Genomic DNA, 17,636 nt, shown 5'->3' on the forward strand with positions numbered 1-17,636 from the left:
GCGGCTACTTTCTGTCGCGTCGCGCAGCCTCGTGGCGGGCGCGCAGCAGGTCGTAGTCGGCCGAATTTTTGAGGATGCGCGGGCGCATCGGGTTGTAGTCGGGCGAGAGCAGGTTGTAGGCCGGCCTATAATCCTTGGCGGCAATGCCGGCCAGCCACACCATCATGTGGGGCAGGGCGTCGGTCATGAAACGCTTGTCCTTGGCGTCCTTGATGGCCTTGAACACCTCGGGATGGCGCACGGCGTAGCGGTGGGAGCAGTAGATCCAGAACGGTATCTCGAACTCATAGTGGGCCAACGGCCAGTCAATGGCGGCACTGTGGTTGCGGCAAATGAAGTTGCGCCCCGGCTCATAGCACTCCTCTCCATGGTCGGGCATGTAGATGACGACGGCGTCCTCGTTCTCGAATCGACGGATGATGGCATCCACGATGGAGTCGTTGTAGCGCACGGCATTGTCGTAGTCGGCGATGGTTTGCCGGCGGCGGAGGTTCAGCTCGGGGCGGGCTTCCTCGTAGTCCTCGGGCGTGAAGACGCGCCGGTCGTTGGGGCAGCGCGTGCGATAGTTCACGTGCTGGCCGATGAGATGGAAGATGATGAGGTTGCGGTCGCCCTGTGTTGTGGCTGCGCCGGCCCGGTTGCGGCCGCCCTTGGCCAGCCTGATGCGGCCCTCCTTGAGGAAGCGGTCGTAGTCGGCCAGCAGCCCGTCGTCATAGGGATGGAGCTCTGTGTTGCGCGTGTCGAACTGGGCCTCGCTCAGCGTGGGGTTGTTCAGGAAAAAACCTCCGGAGAAATCATACACCGCCTCCTGGGCCTTGGGCAGGAACTGGTTGGTGAGGAAAGTGACGCGATAGCCCGCCTTGCGGAACAGTTCGGGGAAGAGCGGGTAGTCGCACCACTCGCCTTTCTCGCCGACGACATGGAGTGAGAGCACGTTCTTGAACACAAAGCTGGTGAGGTTCCAGCAGGTCACCACGTCGCCGAACGGCGTGAGCAGTCCGCTGCGCACACGTTTCACCTGGCGCGGGGTGGTGGGCAGCCGGTAGCCGTAGAGCTGGGCATGCACCTTGCCGTAGCTCTCGCCGATGATGAGAACGATGTTGGGCGAGCGGTAGGAGCAGGAGTCCACGCGCACGGTTTGGGCGGCGGCGATGCAGCGGTCTACCTGTTGCGAGGCCAGCGCATTGCTGTAGACGCTGAAGGCCAGCCTGTAGATGGGCAGGTAGAACACGCCGTGGTCGTGTTCGGTGAGCAGGTGCTCCACGTGGCCGATGGTGCTGGCCGTCATGAGCCGCGTCATCTGCACCTTGTTGTTCCAGCTGCACACGGCACCCGCCGCAAGCAGTGCAGCCACGCCCACGGCGGTGCCCAGTTGCAGCCGCCACGACCGCCCCCGCGCCTCGAGCCGCTCCAGACGGGCTCGCAGCAGGATGCGGCGGCGGTAGCCCAACAGGCGGAAGAGGCGGCGGCGCAGCGTCCATGCCGCGTGCACCGCCATGAGCAGGAACAGCCAGCCCAGCGGAGAGAACAGCACGTCGGGCGAGAGATAGGAGCGCAGGAACTCGCCGGCCTCGCGGCTGTCGGTCTCGCTCACGAGCAAAAGCATGGACGGAGTGAGCGTGGAATCGAACTTCCAGAAGCAGTAAACATCGACAACGGCCACGCCGTAGAGCGCCACATAGGCCAGCCGCCGGGCCCACAGCCGCACGCGCCGGGGCAGCACGGCCAGCACCGTGCAGGCCAGATAGACGTCGAGGAACAGCTCCACGAACAGGTTTTCGTAGAGCGCGGCGCCTTGCCGGCGGGGCAGCGTGAGCAACGCGCACGCCACACCGAGCACGTACATCGTGACGAAGAACACGCCGTTGGCCGCTATGGGGCGGAGCAGGAGGTGGGGGATGCGCCCCGGCACCCGCATGAATCTATTGCTAATCACAACTGCAAATATAGTACAAAAAGGGTAAAAGGCAAAGGTTCGGGCGACAAAAACAGCGCAAAAAGTTATTCGTCCGTGCGATAGTATTGCTCCACGAGCATGCGGATGGACTCGGGTACCAGTCCCTCCACCGACAGCCCGGCCTGCACGCGGCGGCGGATGTCGGTGCTGCTCACGTGGTAAAGGTCGGTGTCGAGCAGGTGTACGCCCGGCGGCAGCGCGGTGCAGTCCACCGGGTAGCCGGGGCGTGGGTACACGGCCACCTCGTGGTGGGCCAGAATATAGTCGGCGCGGGCCCAGCGGTCAAAGGCCAGCCAATTGTCGGCCCCGATGACAAGCACGAACTCCCGCCCCGGCCACTCGGCCTGAAGATGGGCCAGCGTGTTCCACATGTACGAGGGCTTGGGCAGCCGGAACTCGTAGTCGGAGGCCCGAAGCCGGGGCTCGCGGGCCAGCGCCTGGCGCGTCATGAGCAGACGCAGGTCGTCGGCCAGCAGGTCGGTGGCCGCCTCCTTGAGGGGGTTGAGCGGCGACACCACGAACCAAATCTCGTCGAGCGCGGCCAGCTGCAGCAGCTGGCGGGCCAGCCGGATGTGGCCGCAGTGCAGCGGATTGAAGCTGCCGCCGAAGATGCCGATGCGTTGGCGGGGAGAGGATGGCGGCACGGCCATGGGCAGGGGATTAGAGGTTGAGGAATCCGGAAACCAGTCGCCAGGCCTCGTCCTCGGCCTGGGTCAGGTTGTCGTTGACGATGACGCGGTCGAAGCGCGGGGCAAACGTCAGTTCATATTCGGCCTTGGCCAGCCGCTGCTCTATCACTTCGGGCGCATCGGTGGCCCGTCCCACGAGGCGTTGGCGCAGGGCCTCGACCGACGGGGGCTGGATGAACACGCTCAGGGCGCGGTCTCCATAGTATTGCTTGATGGTGCAGCCGCCTTTCACGTCCACGTCGAACACCACGTTCTGGCCGGCTGCCGCCTGGCTCTCCACCTGGCTTTTCAGCGTGCCGTAGAAGCGGCCGGGGTACACTTCCTCGTACTCCAGGAACTCGCCGGCGGCTATCCTGGCCCTGAATTCTTCGGGCGAGAGGAAGAAGTATTCCACGCCATGGCGTTCCGTTCCGCGTGGGGTGCGGCTGGTGCACGATATGGAAAAGGTGAGGCGCAGCTCGGGATGCTCCTTCATCAGATAGTTCACGATGGTGCTTTTGCCGCTTCCGCTGGGTGCGCTGAAGATGATGAGGCGGCCTGTCTGTGGGGTTTGCGTGTTGTCTTGCATGGGTATGCTTTCAGGGTTTGTGGGGGCGTGTGGCGGCGGCTGTGGGGAAAGGGCGTCGCGTCCACGCCGCAAACGCCGCGCGATTGCGGCGCAAAGGCGAGGCGAAAACGGCGTAATCGCACGGCGTCTGCACCGTTTTCGCGGGGCCATGACGGCGGCACGGCGGCCGGGTGGCGGCGCGGCTTAGAGGGCGTTGAGCACTTGCTCCTTGATCTGCTCCAGCTCGTCTTTCATCCTCACCACGATGTTCTGCATCTCGGCTTGGTTGCTTTTGGAGCCGGTGGTGTTGATTTCGCGGCCCATCTCCTGGGCGATGAAGCCCAGTTTCTTGCCGTTGGGCTGGTCTTCGGCCATGGTCTGGCGGAAGTATTTCAGGTGGTTGGCCAGCCGTTGCTTCTCCTCGTTGATGTCGAGTTTCTCGATATAGTAGATGAGTTCCTGCTCCAGGCGGTTCTTGTTGTAGTCGGCTTCGGGTATCTGTTCCAGTCCTTTGACGATGCTCTCGCGTATTTTGGCCACCCGTCCCTGCTCGAAGGGCTCGATGCTGCGCAGCAGGGCCTCGATGTTGTCCACCTTTTCGTGGAACTTGCGCTCCAGGGCGGCGCCCTCCTGGCGGCGGAAGGCCGTGAGCTCGCCGAGTGCCTGGTCGATGGCCTGGCCGGCCGCCAGCCACTCTTCGTCGTCGAGCTGCTCGGTCTCGGTGCGGGCCAGCACGTCGGGCAAGCGCAGCAGCGTGGCATACCAGTCGGTCGGCGCGGGGATGCCCGTGCGCTCGGAGAGCTGCCTGATCTGCTCGTAATAGTTCTCGACAAGGGAGGCATTGATGGGCGTGGCGTCGACCACGGACTCCTTTTCCGTCCAGATGGAGAAGTCCACCTTGCCCCGAACCAGCACGGCGGCCAGCTTCTGGCGTATCTCCATCTCTTTTTCGCGGTAGAGGGGAGCCACGCGTGTCGAGAGGTCGAGGGCCTTGCTGTTCAGCGATTTGATTTCCACATGGATTTTTTTGTCCTTGTAAGCCACCACGGCCTTGCCGTAGCCCGTCATCGATTGTATCATGATCCGATTCAAGTTAAATTTCTGCAAAAGTACAAAAAATGGCGGGAAAAAGAGTAAATTTGCACTTAATTAAGATGATTGACGGGGTAATCGCAGAAGCATCACGCCGTAGAATCCATAAAACCACTCATTGACAATGTCGTGCATATTGAGTATTGAGACGAGCACCGACGTGTGCTCCGTGGCCGTCAGCGAGGATGGCGGATGTATCTTTCAGCAAGAAGACCACACCGGCCCCAACCATGCCGAGCGGCTGGGCACGTTCGTGGACGAGGCCCTTTCGTTTGCCGACAACCACGCCATACCGCTCGACGCAGTGGCTGTGAGCTGCGGCCCGGGTTCGTACACGGGGCTGCGCATCGGCGTGTCGATGGCCAAGGGCGTGTGCTATGGCCGCGACGTGAAGCTCATCGCCGTGCCCACGCTGGAGCTGCTCTGCGTGCCGGTGCTGCTGCAAGAGCAGGTGGCCGAGGCCGACGCCCTGCTCTGTCCCATGCTCGACGCCCGCCGTATGGAGGTTTACGCCCAGCTTTTCGACCGCAGTCTGCGGGAAGTGCGGCCCATCCACGCCGACGTGGTGGAGGCGGAGACCTACCGTGAGTATTTGGACAGCCGGCCGGTCTACTTCTTCGGCAACGGCGCCATGAAGTGCCGCGAGGTGGTACGCCATCCCAACGCCCGCTTCATCGAGGGCGTGGAGGCCCTGGCCAAGAACATGTTTCCGCTGGCCGAAAAGCGCATGGCCGAGGGCCGGTTCGAGGACGTGGCCTATTTCGTGCCTTTCTACCTGAAGGATTTCGTGGCCAAGCAGCCGCGCAAACTGTTGTAGCACACGCTCCCCGCACTCCCCCGGCAACGGGGTGGGGGGCTTTTTTCTTATCATTCCAAAGTGCCGTGCCCACCTCCTGCCGGCACGCCCCTCGCGTGAGGGGACTGGCGGAGGCCGATATTATGAACATAGAAGGATTGGACTATAACACCCAGCGCGGCCAGCTCGTGCTGCCGGAATATGGCCGGGAAGTGCAAAACATGGTGGACCATGCCGTCTCGTTGCCCGACAAGGCGGAGCGGCAGCGGTGTGCCGAGTCGATCGTGGCCGTCATGGAGCGCATGTCGCCACAGGTGAGAGACCATGCCGACTACAAGCAGAAGCTCTGGGACCACCTGGCCCTCATCAGCGGTTTCAAGCTCGACATCGACTGGCCCTACGACGTGTCGCAGGCCCATGCCATCCACACGCGCCCCGAACCGCTGCCTTATCCCTCGGGCCGCATCCCCGTGCGCCACTACGGCCGCATGGTTTTCGACATCTTCGAGCGGCTCAAGACCATGGCCCCGGGCAAGGAGCGCGACGCACTGGCGCGGCTCGCCGCCAACCAGATGAAGCGCGACCTCATGCAGTGGAGCCACGGCTACAACAGCGACGAGAAGGTGGCCGACGACCTGGCACGCTACACCGACGGCAAGATTCAGCTGGACTTGGGCAAGTTCAAGTTCGACAAGATTGTGATGCGAGAGACCGAAAGGAAACGCAAGAAGAGATAGCCATGGAGTCATTCATCATTGAAGGCGGGCACCGGCTCAGCGGTTCCATCACCCCCCAGGGGGCCAAGAACGAGGCGCTGGAGGTGATCTGCGCCACGCTGCTCACCGAAGAGCCGGTCAGGATGAGCAATATCCCCGACATTCTCGACGTGAACAACCTCATCCAGCTGCTTCGTGACATCGGTGTCAAGGTGACGCGGCACAGCCGCAACGACTACACCTTTCAGGCCTCCGGGCTCAATCTGGACTATCTGGACAGCCTGGAGTTTGTCGGGAAGTGTGCCTCGCTGCGCGGCTCGGTGCTCATGATAGGGCCGTTGCTCGGCCGCTTTGGCAAGGCCACCGTGGCCAAACCGGGTGGAGACAAGATTGGACGGCGCAGGCTCGACACCCATTTCCTGGGCTTCAAGAACCTCGGGGCACAGTTCGTGCGCGACGAAGAGCGCGACGTTTACCAGATTCGCGCCCAGCGTCTCAAGGGCGCTTACATGCTGCTCGACGAGGCGTCGGTCACCGGCACGGCCAACATCATCATGGCTGCAGTCATGGCCCACGGCAACACCACTATATATAATGCGGCCTGCGAGCCCTACATCCAGCAGCTGTGCCACCTGCTCAACGCCATGGGCGCCAGCATCAGCGGCATCGGCAGCAACCTGCTCACCATCATCGGAACGCCCCGTCTGCACGGGGCCACCCACCGCGTGCTGCCCGATATGATAGAGGTGGGGTCGTTTATCGGCATGGCCGCCATGGTGGGCAGCGGTGTGCGCATCAAGGATGTGTCGCTGCGCAACCTGGGAATGATTCCCGATGCCTTCCGCCGGCTGGGCGTGAAGCTCAAGGTGGAGGGTGACGACATCGTGATTCCGCACCAGAGCCACTACGTCATCGACTCCTTCATCGACGGCACCATCATGACTTTGGCCGACGCGCCGTGGCCCGGACTCACGCCCGACCTGCTCTCGGTGCTGCTCGTGGTGGCCACGCAGGCCCGCGGTTCGGTGCTTGTCCATCAGAAGATGTTCGAGAGCCGGCTGTTCTTTGTCGACAAACTCATCGACATGGGAGCCCAGATTATCCTCTGCGATCCGCACCGCGCGGTGGTGGTGGGGCAGGATCACCGCATCACGCTGCGGCCCGGACGCATGACGAGCCCCGACATCCGGGCTGGCATCGCCCTGCTCATTGCCGCCATGAGCGCCAGCGGAACGAGCCGCATTGCCAACATAGCACAGATAGACCGCGGCTATCAGGACATCGAACAACGCCTCAACAAGCTGGGGGCCAAGATTCGGCGCGTGGATGATTAGGCAGGAGGAGGTCTACCGCATAGGCCGCCTGGGCAAGCCGCATGGCGTGAAAGGCGAGCTGTCGTTCCAGTTCAGCGACGACGTGTTCGACCGCGTGGACGCCGATTTTCTCGTTCTGGAGATCGACGGCATCCTGGTGCCGTTCTTCATGGAAGCGTATCGGTTTCGCTCGTCGGAGGTGGCACTCGTGAAGTTTGCCGACGTCGACACCGAGGAGCAAGCCCGCGAACTCACGGGCTGCAGCGTGTATTTTCCGCGCGAACACGCCGAGGCCGACACCGAAAATGCGTCGTGGGCCGAAATCATTGGCTACTGCGTGGTCGATGCCGGCACGGGGAAGACCGTGGGACGCATCGCCGATGTGGACACCAGCACCGTGAACACGCTCTTCGCCGTGCAGACGGACGCGGGCGGCGAATGCCTCATTCCGGCCAGCGACGAGCTCGTCACGGGCGTGGACAAGGCCGCCCGCACCCTCACCATGACCATCCCCGACGGGCTGCTCTCGCTGGATTGAACCATCCACAGACATCCCAGGGCCAAGCAAACAACGTATGAAGAAACAACAGATATGTATTCTGGGCAGCACCGGATCCATCGGCACGCAGGCCCTCGACGTGATAGCCCAGCACCCTGACCGCTACGAGGCTTACTGCCTCACGGCCAACAACAGTGTGGAACGGCTGGCCGAACAGGCGCGCCGGTTCAGTCCTGCCTGTGTGGTCATCGCCAACGAGGCCCGCTACGACGAGCTGAAGGCGTTGCTTGCCGACCGTCCCGACATCCAGATCTATGCCGGCAGCGAGGCCCTCGGCCAGGTGGTCGAGGCCGGACCGGTGGACGTGGTGCTGGCCTCGATGGTCGGCTTCTCGGGGCTGGTGCCCACCATCCATGCCATCAAGGCCGGCAAAAAGATTGCCCTGGCCAACAAGGAGACGCTGGTGGTGGCCGGTGAACTCATCCTGAATCTGGTGCGGCAGCACCACGTCGACTTGCTGCCCGTCGACTCGGAGCACAGTGCCATCTTCCAGAGTCTGGTGGGAGAGGACATGAACGAGGTGGACAAGATACTGCTTACCTGCTCTGGAGGTCCCTTCCGTCTCTACAATCACGAACAGCTTGCCGGTGTCACTGCGGCCGATGCACTGCGTCATCCCACGTGGGACATGGGGGCAAAGATCACCATCGACTCGGCGTCGCTCATGAACAAAGGCTTTGAAGTGATGGAGGCCCGCTGGCTCTTCGGTGTACCTGCCGACCGTATTCAGGTGCTCATCCACCCGCAGAGCATTGTGCACAGCGGCGTGCAGTTCGTGGACGGAGCGGTGAAAGCACAGCTCGGTGTGCCCGACATGCGGCTGCCCATCCAGTATGCTTTCTCCTATCCCGAGCGTCTGCCGCTGGCCGGCGACCGCCTCGACCTCTTCGCTGCAGCCCGTCTCGACTTCTTCGAGCCCGACTCAAGCAAGTTCAAGTGTCTGGCCCTGGCCTACGAAGCCATCCGTCAGGGCGGCAACATGCCCTGCATTCTCAATGCGGCCAACGAGGTGGCCAATGCCGCTTTCCGCCGTGGCGAGTGCTCGTTCCTCGGCATGGCCGACATCATTGAGCACACCATGCAGACGGCAACGTTCGACCGCAAGCCCGATCTCGACACTTATTTGCAGACCGACCGCGAGGCCCGCGAGGTTGCGGCGACTTTTCTTCACCCATAAAACCTTTTAAAAACACATGGAAATTTTTCTGATCAAGCTGCTTCAGTTCATCCTGTCCATCTCGCTGCTGGTGCTGCTCCACGAGGGCGGCCACATGGTGGCCGCAAGGCTCTTTGGCGTGAGGGTGGAGAAATTCTTCATCTTCTTCGATGTCTCCGTGGGCAAATGGAGCGGCAAGCTCTTCAGGTTCAAACCCAAAAACAGCAACACCGAGTTTGGCATGGGCTGGCTGCCGCTGGGCGGCTACTGCAAAATAGCAGGCATGATCGACGAGAGCATGGACACCGAACAGATGAAGCGCGAGCCGCAGCCATGGGAGTTTCGCACCAAGCCGGCTTGGCAAAGGCTCATGATTATGATAGGTGGCGTGACCGTGAACTTCCTGTTGGCACTGTTCATCTACTCGATGGTTATGTTCCATTGGGGCGAGAGCTACATCAACATGGCCGACATGTCGCAGGGCATGAAGTTCAATACCGAGGCCAAAAAGCTGGGCTTCCACGACCACGACATCCTTGTGGGCACCGACCTGGGGACGTTCCGCGACTTTAATGTCGATGTCTACCGCGACTTGTCCAAGGCGCAGTATGCCGACGTCATCCGCAATGGCAAGCCTGTTCGCGTGGCTCTTCCCGGTGATTTGAACCTGCTCGACATGCTCAAGACCACGCCGCAGTTCCTGAGGCCGTTTGTTCCCGCCCTCATCGACAGCGTGCCGCCGCGTGTGCCTGTGGCCGAGGGCAGCAAGGATTCCATCGTCTCTCCGGCTTTCAAGGCCGGCTTGGCCAAGGGCGACAAGATACTGGCCGTGAACGGAAAGGCCGTCGACTCTTACAACGAACTCGCGGAGGAGATAGGCCGTGTGGCCGACCAACTCTCGGCCGTGAGCACCCATCGCGACAGTCTGCGGCTGTTGAACGTGACGCTGGTCGTGGCCAAAGCCTCTGCCGGAAAGACCGACACGCTGCGCGTTATGCTCACCTCCAACCTCAAATTAGGCTTCGTCGCTCCCAACTTGGAGAAGATGTACAAGGACCGCACCACGCACATTACGTATAGTTTCTGGCAAAGTTTTCCGGCCGGCATCAAGTACGGGTGGAACGTACTGGCCGGCTACGTGAGCGATATGCAGTATGTCTTCTCGGCCGACGGCGCGAAGTCGCTGGGCGGTTTCGGCTCCATCGGAAGCCTTTTCCCCGACAGCTGGAACTGGTATCTGTTCTGGAAGATGACCGCTTTCCTGAGCATCATGCTTGCTTTCATGAACATTCTGCCCATCCCTGCCCTTGACGGCGGCCACGTGCTCTTCCTGCTCTACGAGATTGTAACGCGTCGCAAGCCCTCCGAGACCTTTATGATTCGGGCCGAATACGTGGGCATCACCATCCTGTTGCTGCTCATGGTGGTGGCCAATCTGAACGATATTCTCAGGTGGCTCGGCGTGATGTAGTTTCATCCGCAGTGCGTATGGGCGTCGTTAAATTCATCGAGGACTGGACTCTGCCCGTTGCCATGGCAACGGGCACGGCCGTCTACTTGCTGTTTCGCTTCGTTTCCGTGTTGCGTCCTATCGGGCAATGGTATGAGCCTTACAATGCCAACGTGCTGCCAGACTTCATGTTTCTCGTCCTTTTCGTGACGTTCTGCAAGGTGGATTTCCGCAAGTTGCTGCCCGTGAAATGGCACTTCTGGACGGGCCTTCAGCAGGTCATCTTCGTGCTGGCACTGGTCGGAGGCGTTGTGGGGTTCGGCATTACGGGCCGTGCCCTCGTCATGCTCGAGGCCATTTTGGTGTGTATCATCGGGCCCTGCGCGGCCGCTGCGGCCGTCGTGACGGCCAAACTCGGGGGCAGTTTGGAGGAGATGACAACCTATACTTTCGTGTCCAACTTCATCTCTGCACTGCTCATTCCCCTCTGTTTCCCCCTGCTGCCGCAGACCGACGCCGCCTTGGAGGCGGTCTCGTTTTTGCCGCTCTTCCTGGAGATTCTATGGAAAGTGAGTGTCGTGCTGCTGCTTCCCATGCTGCTCGCTTTCGTGGTGAAGCACGGCTTCGGACGGCTTCACCGCTGGGTAATCAGCGTCAAAGACCTGAGCTACTACATGTGGGGCGCGTCGCTTGTGGTGGTCACCGGCACCACTGCCATGAATATTGCCGATGCGTGGGGCCACACTTCGGTCTTCTTTTTCCTGTCCATCGCTGCCATGGCACTGCTTCTTTGCATCATCCAATTTGCCACGGGGCGCTTCATTGGCCACTATTTCGGCAGGACAATTGAGGCCGGACAGGCCTTGGGACAGAAGAATACGGCCTTCGCCATCTGGGTTGCCACGGCCTTTTTGCACCCATTGTCGTCGGTAGGTCCCGGCTGCTACATCCTCTGGCAAAACATGATTAACTCAGTCGAAATCTGGATTTTCCGCAAGCGCGGACTGGAGCAGGCGAGTTGAATACCCTGAAAAATCAACTTAAAACCATCATTAAAGCTTATGCACTATTCTAAAAAAATCACGCTTGCGCTGCTCTCATGGCTCACGTTGACCGCCTCGGCGCAGAACCCTGTCAAGGGCGACTACGGTTATCTCTACTGTCACATGAGTGACAAGGGCGAGTACACGGCCTATGCCGTGAGCCGCGACGGCTACCATTATCAGGACATTCTGGAAGGCAACGCCATCTTCGACCCCAAGGAGCACGCCCGCATCGAGGGAGGAACACGCGATGCTTACATCACCCGCGCATGGAATGGCAAGGGCTATATCATGGTTACCACTGACATGTGCGTGGCCAAAAGCCACAAGTGGGACAACTACGGCATCGACCTGCTCAAGAGTGATGACCTCGTGAATTGGACTTCGGTGACCTTCGATTACCGCAAGGGCCCTTCGATTTTCAGCGATGGCGCTACCGCCACGTCGCCCTATCGCGACTGGTCCACCATCAACCGCGTGTGGGCTCCACAGATATTTTGGGATCCCAACTACCGTTGGCCCAGCGGTGAGAAAGGCGGCTACATGATCTATTATTCCATGCTGAATCGCCCCGAGGAGGCCTACGACCGCATGTATTACAGCTATGCCAACAAGGACTTTACCCAGCTCACGATGCCCCGTTTGCTCTTCGACTGGGGCTATGCCACCATTGATGCCGACATCAATCTGCTGGCTGACGGCAAGTATCACATGCTCATCAAGAAAGAAGGAGGCCGTCCCGGCATCTATACCGCCACCTCCGACCACCTCACCTACGGCTGGGGCGAGCCTGTGGAAGACGACTACGTGAGCTTTGAGGGCCGTAAGAACTGCGAGGGTTCGTCGGCTTTCCAGCTCATCGGCGACAAGACTTGGCGCGTGGCTTACATCCAATACAGCGACCATCCCAAGCATTACCGCATCTGTAAGGCCGACGAGAACCTGCGCAATTTCCACGACCCCGTGGACATCGAGGGCGTTACGGCACCGCAGCACGGCTCTTTCATGCGCATCACCAAGAAGGAATACCAACGGCTGCTGAAGCTGAACAAGAAGTAAAGCCTCCCCACACCACAAACGAAACGGGGCCATCGCTGCTTGTGCAGCGATGGCCCCGTTTGACATCCCCTCCTTTGAAAGGGCTTGGAGAGGCTTTTGTTGTGGCTTGTCGAAGCCTTATCCGTAGATGATGTTGCCGTTCTCGTCCATGTAATCCTCGAGTCCTTTCTCGTAAGTGGCCATGGCACGCAGACTCATTCCCACGTTGGAGAAGCCGCCGTCGTGGAAAAGGTTCTGCATGGTAACCTTTCGGGTCAGGTCGGAGAACAGGGTGATGCAGTAGTCGGCGCACTCGTCGGCATCGGCATTACCCAGTGGCGACATGCGGTTGGCAAAGTCATAGAGGCGGTCCATACCCTTGATGCCCTCGCCGGCCGTGGTCATTGTGGGCGACTGCGATATGGTATTGATGCGCACGTGGTGCTCGCGGCCGTAGATGTAACCGAAGCTACGCGCGATGCTTTCGAGCAGGGCCTTGGCGTCGGCCATGTCGTTGTAGCCGTAGAAAGTGCGTTGTGCAGCCACGTAGGAGAGAGCCACGATGGAGCCGTACTCGTTGATGGCATTCAGTTTCTTGGCACTTTGAATCATCTTGTGGAACGAAACGGCCGAGATGTCGAGTGTGGTGTTCAGCATCTTGTAGTCCAGATCGTCGTAGGTGCGGCGTTTGCGCACGTTGGGCGACATGCCGATGGCGTGGAGCACAAAGTCGATTTTTCCCCCGAGCACCTCCATGGAGCGGCGGAACACGTTCTCCAAGTCCTCCACATTGGTGGCATCTGCCGGGATGACTTCGCAGCCGAGCTTCTCCGACAAGGCGGTCACCGTGCCCATGCGCACGGCTATTGGTGTGTTCGAGAGAGTGATGACGGCACCCTCTTCTACGGCTCGTTCGGCCACTTTCCATGCGATGGACTTCTCGTTGAGCGCACCGAAGATGATGCCTCGCTTACCTTTTAATAAATTGTAACTCATATTTTCTCGTTGTATTTCTTGGGGCAAAGGTACGAAGTTTTTGTGACTTTAACCGTGATTGCGGTGAGATTTTGCATGCGCCGCCCCCGCCGTCTCCGTTTCGTTGCGGGCCGGCGGCCTGTGGCGGAGCCGTCCACAGAGGTTAGTACCACCACTCTTCCGACAGGTTGCGGGCGGTGATGAGCACGCGTCCGTCGTCTTTTCCCGAGAACTTCGCCGTGGCCTGCTCAGTCTCTTTTGTGCCTCTATCGGTGATGTTGAGACCCAGTGTGCCGCTCGCCCGCAGCCTCCCCGGCTTCCCTTCGCCGCCGGCAGCGGTGGTGTCGGCGGGTATATAGCTGACGGTGAATGGTGTCAACAAGGGTGCCTCGATAAGGAGAGGAATATTCAATAGGGTGTACATCTCTATCTTCCCCTCCAGCCGGCACTGCGGTTCTCCATTGTCCTGGAGCGTCCATTTGGCTGTCAGGTCGGAGCCCCAGACATAGAATCGGTTGGCCACCGAGAACAAATCGGCCCAATACAGCTCCCTGGATGAATCGTCGGTGCTGGTGGTTGGATGGATAACATAGTTGTCAATCCTCCATGAACCGTCGCTTTGTTGATGGACGTCGAACATGCGATGGGTCTTCGTTTTATACAAATAGGTGGTACATTCTATGCGTAGATAGTTGTATCTATAGTCGGTAATGGTGTACTGTGTATAGAAGTAGTCGCTCTTCCGATCGGTCAATATGTACATAGGATTGAAAGAGTTTTCCTTTGATACCGTGTCTTTAATCGTCATGTCCCGCAGGTAGGTCTTGCGAAAAGCCTGGCGTGCCGAGTCGGTTTGTAGCCGGTTGTACTCCTGCATGCGGTAGGTGATGAACAGCGCATCGAGCATCGGCCGGTTGGCGTTCCTGACATATTCGAAGGCCTCGTAAATGCCCCGGGTGGGACGGTGATTCTCTTCCGGCTCTTCGACAATGCAGCTCGAGAGGAGCAGTGAGAGCAGCATGGCGGGCAGTAGGGCAAGTATTTTTTTCATGAGATGTGTCTGATGTGAAAGTGTTTACGGATAGGGGATGATGCTTAGAACCGGTAGCCGGTGCCCACGCGCAGCAGTCCGAGACTGCCGAAGCCCAGCTCTACCGAGCCAAACAGGAGGTGGCCCCACTGGAATCCCAGGTAGGTGAGCTGGCCGGTGAGCAGCACGCGGCCGTGGCTGTCGGGCTCGCCGCCGTTCTGCCACACGTTCAGCGCACCGCCCACGCCCAGCTCGCCATACATGCGGAAGCCCGGGCGACGCTTGTAGTAGAGGCGCACCATGGGCAGCACGGACAGGTAGTTGTCTTTCATGCGGTAGACGGTCTCGTCGGTGAGGCGGTGTTTCCAACTGCCGTGCTTGGGTTCGTAGGCCACGTTGAAGCCATAGGCCAAGCGGTGTTTGCGGCCGAAGTCTTTCCGATAGGACAGGCCGAAGCAGGGCAGCTGCACGGTGCCCTTGTCGTAGACGCTGCTCCAACGATAGTTCAGCAGCGGGTCTTCGTAGCGGGTCCAGTACGCGGCATCGTAGTTGTTGCCCGTGTCCCAGCCCAGGTTGGTGGTGCCGGTGCCCACGCTCACCATGATTTCGTGGGTGGGAATTTCGTCTTGCGCCCCGGCGATGCCGGGCAGGAGGCAGAGGGCAAGGCCGGCTGCCATAGATTTCAAATTCATGGGATTGGTCGTTGATGAGTGACTATTTGGAGGTTGACGGTGCAAAGGTAGTCATTCCATCCGTATCGCCCAACGTCTCGTTTCCCTTTTTTTCTCCCGCCGGCACCCGCTTCGCGGCATCGCCGCCACGGCATGCCCGGCTGACACTATTGGGGCCATCGTGCCCCGAAATCTGTACAAAGAGGTAGCCCGGGGATAAAAAAGCCGGCAAATGTTTTGCCTTTTGGGCGGATTGGCGTAATTTTGCAGTGCAAACTTTAATACCCAAGGATAATGGCCAATTTGAGATTTGAGGCGGTGACCGAGGCCTTCCGCAAGCGCCCCCACGAGGTTGTGGCACCCGTTGAACGCCCCTCCGAGTATTTCGCCCGCAAGGTTTTCAACCGGCAGAAGATGTACAAGTATCTTCCTTCAGACGTTTATGAGAAGCTCATCGACGTGATAGACAACGGTGCCCGCCTCGACCGCGGCATCGCCGACGCCGTGGCCCAGGGCATGAAGCAGTGGGCCGAGGAGAACGGCGTGACCCACTACACCCACTGGTTCCAGCCCCTCACCGAGGGCACCGCCGAGAAGCACGACGCCTTTGTGGAGCACGACGGCCGTGGCGGCATGGTCGAGGAGTTCTCCGGCAAGCTGCTCGTACAGCAGGAACCCGACGCTTCGAGCTTCCCCTCGGGTGGCATCCGCAACACTTTCGAGGCCCGCGGCTACTCGGCTTGGGACCCCACAAGCCCCGTCTTCATCATGGACGACACGCTCTGCATCCCCACCATCTTCATTTCTTATACGGGCGAGGCCCTCGACTACAAGTCGCCGCTGCTGCGCTCGCTCCATGCCCTCAACACGGCTGCAACCGATGTGGCCCGCCTGTTCTACCCCGACGTGAACAAGGTGCAGACCAATCTGGGCTGGGAGCAGGAGTACTTCCTCGTTGACGAGGACCTCTACTCGGCCCGCCCCGACCTGATGCTCACTGGCCGTACCCTCATGGGCCACGACTCGGCCAAGAACCAGCAGATGGACGACCACTACTTCGGCACCATCCCCGAGCGCGTGCAAGCCTTCATGAAAGACCTGGAGACGCAGGCCCTCGAGCTGGGCATTCCCTGCAAGACACGCCACAACGAGGTGGCTCCTAACCAGTTTGAGCTGGCCCCCATCTTCGAGGAGTGCAACCTGGCCGTCGATCACAACATGCTTCTGATGGGTCTGATGAAGAAGGTGGCCCACAAACACAGCTTCCAGGTGTTGCTCCACGAGAAGCCGTTCAAGGGTATCAACGGCTCGGGCAAGCACAACAACTGGAGCCTTTCCACCGATACGGGCGTGCTGCTCCACGCCCCCGGCAGGACTCCGGCCGACAACCTGCGCTTCGTCACCTTTGTCGTCGAGACGCTCATGGGCGTGTTCCGCCACAACGGACTGCTCAAGGCCTCCATCATGACGGCCACCAATGCCCACCGCCTGGGGGCCAACGAGGCGCCGCCCGCCGTCATCTCGTCGTTCCTGGGCAAGCAACTCGCCGACCTGATAGACCATATCCGCAAGGCCGACAAGAAAGAACTCTTCACCCTCAAGGGCAAGCAGGGCATGAACATCGACATTCCCGAGATTCCCGAACTGCTCATCGACAATACCGACCGTAACCGCACGTCGCCCTTTGCTTTCACCGGCAACCGCTTTGAGTTCCGTGCCGTGGGCTCCGAGGCCAACTGCGCGTGCTCCCTCATCGTGCTCAACACCACGGTGGCCGAGGCTCTGGCCGACTTCAAGGAGCGTGTGGACCGTCTGGAACAGGCCGGCGAAGACCGCACAAGTGCCATTCTCGACGTTCTCCGCGAGGACATCAACACCTGCGCCCCCATCCATTTCGACGGCAATGGCTACAGCGACGAGTGGGTGGCCGAGGCCGCCCGCCGCGGGCTCGACACCGAGAGTTCGTGCCCGCTCACCTACGACCGCTACCTCGATCCCGCCACCATCAGGATGTTCGAGCGGCTGAACGTGATGCACGAGAACGAGCTCCGCGCCCGCAACGAGGTGAAATGGGAGATCTACATTAAGAAGATACAGATCGAGGCGCGCGTCATGGGCGACCTCACGATGAACCACATCATCCCCGTGGCCACCCATTACCAGAGCCAGCTGGCCAAGAATGTGGACAACATGTACGCCATCTTCGACGAGGGTGAGGCCACGCACCTCACGGCACGCAACAAGAAACTCATCCGCGAGATAGCCGAGCGCACCCAGATTATCGAGACGGGCGTGGAGGAACTGGTCAACGCCCGCAAGGTGGCCAACAGGATAGACAACCTGCGCGACCGCGCCATCGCCTACCACGACACCGTGGAAACCAAGATGGAGGAGATACGCTACCAGATAGACAAGCTGGAGCTCATCGTGAGCGACGAGCTCTGGACACTGCCCAAATACCGCGAGCTGCTCTTCATCCGATAGGCGCCGGAGCGGTGAAAACTGCGGGCGGCAACGCCGAAAAACCTACGGGAATGCTGCGGCATTCCCGTTTTTTATTTAACTTTGCAACGAATCGCTTGCACGCGCCCGCCGGAAATCAAG

16 protein-coding genes are annotated in these 17,636 nt (G+C 60.2%); 9 read left to right on the top strand and 7 right to left on the bottom strand.

Features of this window, described 5'->3' with window-relative positions; genetic code table 11:
- Positions 1–4: 4 nt before the first annotated feature.
- From L888_RS0102625 to L888_RS0102640, 4 genes are all read right to left on the bottom strand, one after another.
- Positions 5–1,918 (bottom strand): phosphoethanolamine transferase, encoded by a 1,914-nt coding sequence (locus tag L888_RS0102625; RefSeq protein WP_027951760.1) that lies wholly within the window; start codon positions 1,916–1,918, stop codon positions 5–7.
- A gap of 83 nt (positions 1,919–2,001) precedes the next feature.
- Positions 2,002–2,607 carry a nicotinate (nicotinamide) nucleotide adenylyltransferase gene (nadD, locus tag L888_RS0102630; protein WP_027951761.1) on the bottom strand — a complete coding sequence of 202 codons (606 nt, stop codon included), beginning with the start codon at positions 2,605–2,607 and terminating at the stop codon, positions 2,002–2,004.
- Between the two features lie 10 nt (positions 2,608–2,617).
- Entirely contained in the window at positions 2,618–3,214 is a 597-nt protein-coding gene (gene gmk, locus L888_RS0102635) for a guanylate kinase (RefSeq protein ID WP_027951762.1), read from the bottom strand.
- 183 nt (positions 3,215–3,397) lie between these two features.
- Positions 3,398–4,273, bottom strand: coding sequence for a YicC/YloC family endoribonuclease (locus tag L888_RS0102640; RefSeq protein WP_027951763.1), 876 nt, complete (start codon positions 4,271–4,273; stop codon positions 3,398–3,400).
- Between the two features lie 136 nt (positions 4,274–4,409).
- Between L888_RS0102640 and tsaB the strand changes: the two genes are divergently transcribed.
- The 8 genes from tsaB to L888_RS0102680 all read left to right on the top strand — a co-directional run bounded on the left by tsaB (position 4,410) and on the right by L888_RS0102680 (position 12,377).
- Positions 4,410–5,102: a tRNA (adenosine(37)-N6)-threonylcarbamoyltransferase complex dimerization subunit type 1 TsaB gene (gene tsaB, locus L888_RS0102645; RefSeq protein ID WP_005845013.1), complete on the top strand. Its 693-nt coding sequence runs from the start codon at positions 4,410–4,412 to the stop codon at positions 5,100–5,102.
- A 122-nt stretch (positions 5,103–5,224) separates the two neighbouring features.
- Complete coding sequence (locus L888_RS0102650) at positions 5,225–5,818, top strand: DUF4290 domain-containing protein (RefSeq protein WP_027951764.1); 594 nt, start codon at positions 5,225–5,227, stop codon at positions 5,816–5,818.
- Between the two features lie 2 nt (positions 5,819–5,820).
- Positions 5,821–7,131, top strand: coding sequence for a UDP-N-acetylglucosamine 1-carboxyvinyltransferase (murA, locus tag L888_RS0102655; RefSeq protein WP_027951765.1), 1,311 nt, complete (start codon positions 5,821–5,823; stop codon positions 7,129–7,131).
- The gene (gene rimM / locus L888_RS0102660) at positions 7,124–7,648 is read left to right on the top strand and encodes a ribosome maturation factor RimM (protein WP_027951766.1); all 525 of its coding nucleotides are present in this window, start codon (positions 7,124–7,126) and stop codon (positions 7,646–7,648) included. The genes murA and rimM overlap by 8 nt, the downstream gene beginning before the upstream one ends.
- Positions 7,649–7,685: 37 nt before the next feature.
- Positions 7,686–8,846: a 1-deoxy-D-xylulose-5-phosphate reductoisomerase gene (locus L888_RS0102665; RefSeq protein ID WP_027951767.1), complete on the top strand. Its 1,161-nt coding sequence runs from the start codon at positions 7,686–7,688 to the stop codon at positions 8,844–8,846.
- 16 nt (positions 8,847–8,862) lie between these two features.
- Entirely contained in the window at positions 8,863–10,296 is a 1,434-nt protein-coding gene (gene rseP, locus L888_RS0102670; RefSeq protein WP_027951768.1) for an RIP metalloprotease RseP, read from the top strand.
- Positions 10,297–10,313: 17 nt separating this feature from the next.
- On the top strand, positions 10,314–11,297 hold the full coding sequence (locus tag L888_RS0102675) for a transporter (protein ID WP_027951769.1): 984 nt from the start codon (positions 10,314–10,316) through the stop codon (positions 11,295–11,297).
- Positions 11,298–11,336: 39 nt separating this feature from the next.
- A complete protein-coding gene (locus L888_RS0102680) occupies positions 11,337–12,377 on the top strand; it encodes a glycoside hydrolase family 43 protein (RefSeq protein WP_005845003.1) in 1,041 nt (346 codons plus the stop codon).
- A 117-nt stretch (positions 12,378–12,494) separates the two neighbouring features.
- Here L888_RS0102680 and L888_RS0102685 read toward each other — a convergent pair whose 3' ends face one another.
- From L888_RS0102685 to L888_RS0102695, 3 genes are all read right to left on the bottom strand, one after another.
- Positions 12,495–13,352 (bottom strand): enoyl-ACP reductase FabI, encoded by an 858-nt coding sequence (locus tag L888_RS0102685; protein WP_005845002.1) that lies wholly within the window; start codon positions 13,350–13,352, stop codon positions 12,495–12,497.
- A 142-nt stretch (positions 13,353–13,494) separates the two neighbouring features.
- Positions 13,495–14,382, bottom strand: a complete 888-nt coding sequence (locus L888_RS0102690; protein ID WP_027951771.1) for a hypothetical protein — start codon at positions 14,380–14,382, stop codon at positions 13,495–13,497.
- 44 nt (positions 14,383–14,426) lie between these two features.
- Positions 14,427–15,053, bottom strand: a complete 627-nt coding sequence (locus L888_RS0102695) for a hypothetical protein (protein WP_005844999.1) — start codon at positions 15,051–15,053, stop codon at positions 14,427–14,429.
- A gap of 273 nt (positions 15,054–15,326) precedes the next feature.
- Between L888_RS0102695 and L888_RS0102700 the strand changes: the two genes are divergently transcribed.
- A complete protein-coding gene (locus tag L888_RS0102700; RefSeq protein ID WP_027951772.1) occupies positions 15,327–17,516 on the top strand; it encodes a glutamine synthetase III family protein in 2,190 nt (729 codons plus the stop codon).
- Positions 17,517–17,636: the final 120 nt, after the last annotated feature.

Source organism: Hallella seregens ATCC 51272 (genome assembly GCF_000518545.1).
Classification (GTDB): Bacteria; Bacteroidota; Bacteroidia; order Bacteroidales; family Bacteroidaceae; genus Prevotella; species Prevotella seregens.

Coding starts and splice junctions, on each gene's coding strand:
- L888_RS0102625 (WP_027951760.1), bottom strand. CDS start 1,918: ATGCGGGTGCCGGGGCGCATCCCCCACCTCCTGCTCCGCCCCATAGCG.
- nadD (WP_027951761.1), bottom strand. CDS start 2,607: ATGGCCGTGCCGCCATCCTCTCCCCGCCAACGCATCGGCATCTTCGGC.
- gmk (WP_027951762.1), bottom strand. CDS start 3,214: ATGCAAGACAACACGCAAACCCCACAGACAGGCCGCCTCATCATCTTC.
- L888_RS0102640 (WP_027951763.1), bottom strand. CDS start 4,273: ATGATACAATCGATGACGGGCTACGGCAAGGCCGTGGTGGCTTACAAG.
- tsaB (WP_005845013.1), top strand. CDS start 4,410: ATGTCGTGCATATTGAGTATTGAGACGAGCACCGACGTGTGCTCCGTG.
- L888_RS0102650 (WP_027951764.1), top strand. CDS start 5,225: ATGAACATAGAAGGATTGGACTATAACACCCAGCGCGGCCAGCTCGTG.
- murA (WP_027951765.1), top strand. CDS start 5,821: ATGGAGTCATTCATCATTGAAGGCGGGCACCGGCTCAGCGGTTCCATC.
- rimM (WP_027951766.1), top strand. CDS start 7,124: ATGATTAGGCAGGAGGAGGTCTACCGCATAGGCCGCCTGGGCAAGCCG.
- L888_RS0102665 (WP_027951767.1), top strand. CDS start 7,686: ATGAAGAAACAACAGATATGTATTCTGGGCAGCACCGGATCCATCGGC.
- rseP (WP_027951768.1), top strand. CDS start 8,863: ATGGAAATTTTTCTGATCAAGCTGCTTCAGTTCATCCTGTCCATCTCG.
- L888_RS0102675 (WP_027951769.1), top strand. CDS start 10,314: ATGGGCGTCGTTAAATTCATCGAGGACTGGACTCTGCCCGTTGCCATG.
- L888_RS0102680 (WP_005845003.1), top strand. CDS start 11,337: ATGCACTATTCTAAAAAAATCACGCTTGCGCTGCTCTCATGGCTCACG.
- L888_RS0102685 (WP_005845002.1), bottom strand. CDS start 13,352: ATGAGTTACAATTTATTAAAAGGTAAGCGAGGCATCATCTTCGGTGCG.
- L888_RS0102690 (WP_027951771.1), bottom strand. CDS start 14,382: ATGAAAAAAATACTTGCCCTACTGCCCGCCATGCTGCTCTCACTGCTC.
- L888_RS0102695 (WP_005844999.1), bottom strand. CDS start 15,053: ATGAATTTGAAATCTATGGCAGCCGGCCTTGCCCTCTGCCTCCTGCCC.
- L888_RS0102700 (WP_027951772.1), top strand. CDS start 15,327: ATGGCCAATTTGAGATTTGAGGCGGTGACCGAGGCCTTCCGCAAGCGC.